The 4,328-nt window shown below is 55.8% G+C and carries 2 protein-coding genes; both read right to left on the reverse strand.

Features of this window, described 5'->3' with window-relative positions; translation table 11 throughout:
- Positions 1–83: 83 nt before the first annotated feature.
- Positions 84–2,501 (reverse strand): outer membrane protein assembly factor BamA, encoded by a 2,418-nt coding sequence (bamA, locus tag VM163_07360; GenBank protein HUT03690.1) that lies wholly within the window; start codon positions 2,499–2,501, stop codon positions 84–86.
- A 12-nt stretch (positions 2,502–2,513) separates the two neighbouring features.
- On the reverse strand, positions 2,514–4,328 hold a 1,815-nt coding region (locus VM163_07365; protein HUT03691.1), incomplete at its 5' end, for an ATP-dependent Clp protease ATP-binding subunit.

Below are 4,328 nucleotides of genomic sequence, written 5' to 3' on the forward strand. Positions count from 1 at the left end.
GCCCACTATTAAATGCACACCAAGCCACCCCGCTGCGGACGCACCCTCTCGACGTGCAGGATGCTGCGCCATCGAAGCCGACTCTAATCCCCTATTCCTATGGCAAAATCAAAGTTTGAACTCTGCTCACCCTCAAACGGCTTGCGCTTAATACCATACACCAGACGGATCGGATAAACAAACATCGGGACAAATATCCTGACCTCTACGCCATAACTCGTCCTAAGCTCTCCCAGCTCGTAGTTCTCACCCTCCGGGAAAACTTGCCCAGCGTCGCAGAACACGCCGATGTGCAGTGGGTCCGCTAGGACATAGAAGAGCTCCGCCGAGAACAGCAGCGACTTGTTCCCCCCAACTGAGTTGCCATCCTTGTCTTTAGGACCCATTTCGTAAGTGTCGAAACCACGGCCGCCGAGAATAGCCCCGCCCAGATAATACCTCTCAAATATCGGCAGGGACTCGCCGCCGTAACCGTCCCCGTATTCGAGTCGGCCTTTTGTCGATAGCGTGAAGCGGTCCGAAAGAGGGTAATAATGCCTCAGTTCTGCCTTCAGTTTGTAGAATTCGTTGTCCCCACCCAAAAATGACCCTGCAAGCCGCCCGCTTGCCAACGCGTAGATGCCCCGCGTCGGCCTTATCCAGCTGTCCCTGGAATCCCACCATATCGAGACCATGTCGCTGCTGACCAGGCGTGTTTCCTCCTGGTAGATTATGTCGCTTTCAAGGGGCGCAAACCTGTCATCCGAGGAAACGTCCGGGTCCCAGTGCATATCCCTTTCGTTAGCGCGGTATTCTCCCGAGCCGATGTCGGACATGCGGACGTTCTCGAGCCGGTAAGTATCCGAAATACGGACCCGGTCCGAAAGTCGCCGACCAAACGTCAGCCGACCACCAGCCGCCTCTCTCGTGTACCACTCGTACTCGGTCTTGTGATCGTAAAGACCCGCGCCGAAAGAGTAATCGGTGTCGAAGAAATATGGCTCCTCGAAGTTGATCTCGTATGAGCTGCTCTTCTCGCTGAAGTTCACTGTCAGGCCAAGAGTCTGGCCGTAACCCAGAAAATTGTGCTCCACTATGCTGCCGCCTATCCCGAATCTCTGGTATTTGCTGTAGCTGGCTGTGAAACGGAGCTCGTGCAGACGCCCCTCCTTGACGCCAATGTTTACGTCGGCCGTCTTCTTCTCTGGGTTGGGATGCAGCTCGGGCTTGATCTCAGGCTCGATATAGCCTAAATAGCGCACCCTGTCGATGCCGGCACGCAACTTGGTCATGTCCAGAATATCTCCCTCAACGAGCTTTATCTCACGCCTGAGCACCTTGTCTCGCGTCCTCGTGTTGCCCGAAAAAGACAGCCAACCAAGCCGGAACTCCTCGCCCTCGTCAATAGTGAGCAGTATATCAACCGTGGCGGCATCCCTGTGCAGCTCGTGCTTGGCCTGAACATGGGTGTAAATGTACCCCCTGCTCCCGTAACGCTCCTGAATGGCCGCCATCGCCGCATCCTCCACGGCGAGGCTATAATCCGCCCCGCTGGTCAGCTTACCCTCGTAGCCCCGGAATATCCCAAACCTCATCTGGCCGGGGATAATGACGTGCTGCAACCCCTCCATCAAAGTGCTTGTGGAGAAAATGGTGTTACCTTTGATGGCCGTCGTGCCGATCTTGTAGTGCTTCCCCTCCGAGACCATGAACTTGAGAACCAGCCCCTCTCGTTTCTCGCTATATTCGACTGTGGGTCTGCTGACACTGACCTCAATGTAGCCGTTGCTCTTGTAGAAATGCTCGATCCTACTTCTATCTCCCTCCAACTGGTCGGGATCAAACTTCCCAAGCTTGCTGAAAAAAAACCGCGAACCGCTCACCGGGTGTTTGCAGAAGCGCTCCCTCGTCAAGAGCTGGCCCTTGAGCTGAAAGTCCGAGAACGTAATGTTTCCACCGAAGACTATGTCCGAAACTTTCACCTTAGCTCGCTCGTCAATCGCAAAGCCCACAACCACCGAGCCGGGAGCCACCTCCTCCACATCTGGGGTTACCTTGGCATACGAGAATCCCCTCTGGCGGTACAGCTCTCTGATCGCCACCGCACTCTCCACCAGTTTGGACTTGTCGAGGGGCTTCTTGAGCTCGACTGTGATCTTCTCCTTTATCTTGTCAGCCTTGACCTTTTCGTTGTCCCGGATCCTGATCGCATCCACCAAAGGCCTCTCCACGACCTCGAAGACCAGAGCTATCCCGCCCTCGAACGGTTCAGTATAGGCCTTTACGTCATCAAAGAAGCCAAGCGCATACAGGTTGCGTATCTGCTGACTCAAGACAGCCGGCGAGAACGTGTCTCCGGGCTTTATTTTGATGTAGAAAAGAACAGTCTCAGGCGAGATTCTCGTGGCTCCCTCGACCGTAACGCTCTTGACAACCGGTGCCGCCCCAACCACGCAATAGCCCAGGGCCAATAGTCCTATGAGAAGCGCGATTGCGGCAGCGGAAAATGTGGCGCCCCTCATCTGATCGGGCCGTTATTTGCCGCTATCCACACCAACTTCTGTCTCAACTACGCCTCGACTCTTGCTCCGGACAAACGCTATTTTGTCATCCTCAACTGTTATCGTAACAAGGCTGCCAACCTTGATCTTGCCTGAAATGAACTCATCTGCGAGTGGGTCCTCAACATGCTTCTGAACGAGTCGCCTCAGCGGCCTTGCGCCGCCTTTCTGTGCCATCGCCCGTGTAACCAACCACTCCAGAGACTGATCGGCCGCCTTCACGTGGAGTTCCATCCGAGAGACATTTCTGTCGAGCTCTTCAATGAACATCGAGGCAATCGCCAAGAGAGCCGGCTTATCGAGCTCTTTGAAACAGACAACCTCGTCGAGGCGATTCATGAACTCGGGCGCGAACTTCTGCGCCGTCTCCTTGACAAGTATCTCTCTGATCCTTGCGCTTTGCTTCTCGTTGGAGTTTCCGCCAAAGCCCACCGAAATGCCTTTACTTATCAGCCTGCTGCCGATGTTCGAGGTCATGATCAGGATGCAGTTACGAAAATCCACCAGGCGCCCCATCCCGTCCGTCAGCCTACCCTCCTCCAAGACCTGAAGCAGGATACTGAAGATGTCCTGATGCGCCTTCTCCACCTCGTCGAGCAAAAGCACGCTGTAAGGCCGAAGCCTCATCTTCTCCGTCAGCTGGCCACCCTCTCCATAGCCCACGTAGCCAGGCGGCGAACCTATGAGCCTCGAGACCGTGTGCTTCTCCATGAACTCAGACATGTCGAAGCGGATCAGCGAGTCAGGAGAGTGGAAGACTACCTCCGCCAGTGCTCGGGCGAGCTTTGTCTTGCCCACACCTGTCGGCCCCAAGAACAGAAACGCACCGATAGTCCGGTCCGGACTCTTGAACCCAGCCCTAGAACGCCTAATCGCCCGGCAGACGGCCGCAATTGCCTCGTCCTGCCCAACCACTTGCTTGCGCAGGTCGCGCTCCAGCGACTTGAACCTGGACGCCTCAGTAAGGCTGAGTTTGGTGACCGGCACGCCTGTCCAACGGGACACAACAAACTCAACGTCCGAACGGTCAACCTTCATCCGCATGTTCTTCAAGCTCAGACGCCACTCCGACCGCTCCTTGGCGATTCGCTCTACGAGCTCCGCACCCTCGTCCCTGAGCTCAGCCGCGGCCTCAAAGTCCTGATTGCTCACCAACTCGGCCTTGCGCTTGGAGATCGCTGCCAGTTCCGCCTCATAGTTCTGTATCTCTTCCGGGACGGCCGAGCCGACGAAGCGCTTTCGAGCGCAGGCCTCGTCCATCACATCGATCGCCTTGTCCGGGAAGAATCTGTCGCAAATGTACTGGTCTGAAAGGACGACGGCCGCGGTTATCGCATTGTCGCTGATTATGACGTTGTGGTAATCCTCATACCTGGACCTGAGACCCCTGAGTATCTTCTTGGTCTCCTTGATAGATGGGGCGTCAACGACTATCGTTTGGAACCGACGCTCCAAAGCCCCATCTTTGCTTATTATCCGACGGTACTCCTTGACTGTTGTCGCCCCAATGCACTGAATATCTCCCCTAGATAGCGCAGGCTTCAACATGTTCGCAGCGTCGATCGAGCCCTCCGCCGAGCCCGCCCCCACAAGCGTGTGGAGCTCGTCAACAAACAAGATGATCTTCTTCGTGCTCATTATCTCGTGAAGAACTGTCTTCAGCCGTTCCTCAAACTGACCCCGATACTTCGTTCCGGCCACGAGCGCGCCGACGTCCAACGCAACGATCCGCTTGCCACGCAACGTGTCAGGCACCTCGCCCTTCACCAGAAGCTGGGCAAGGCCCTC

The sequence above is a fragment of the bacterium genome (genome assembly GCA_035527515.1).
Taxonomy (GTDB): Bacteria; B130-G9; B130-G9; order B130-G9; family B130-G9; genus B130-G9.

Coding starts and splice junctions, on each gene's coding strand:
- bamA (HUT03690.1), bottom strand. CDS start 2,501: ATGAGGGGCGCCACATTTTCCGCTGCCGCAATCGCGCTTCTCATAGGA.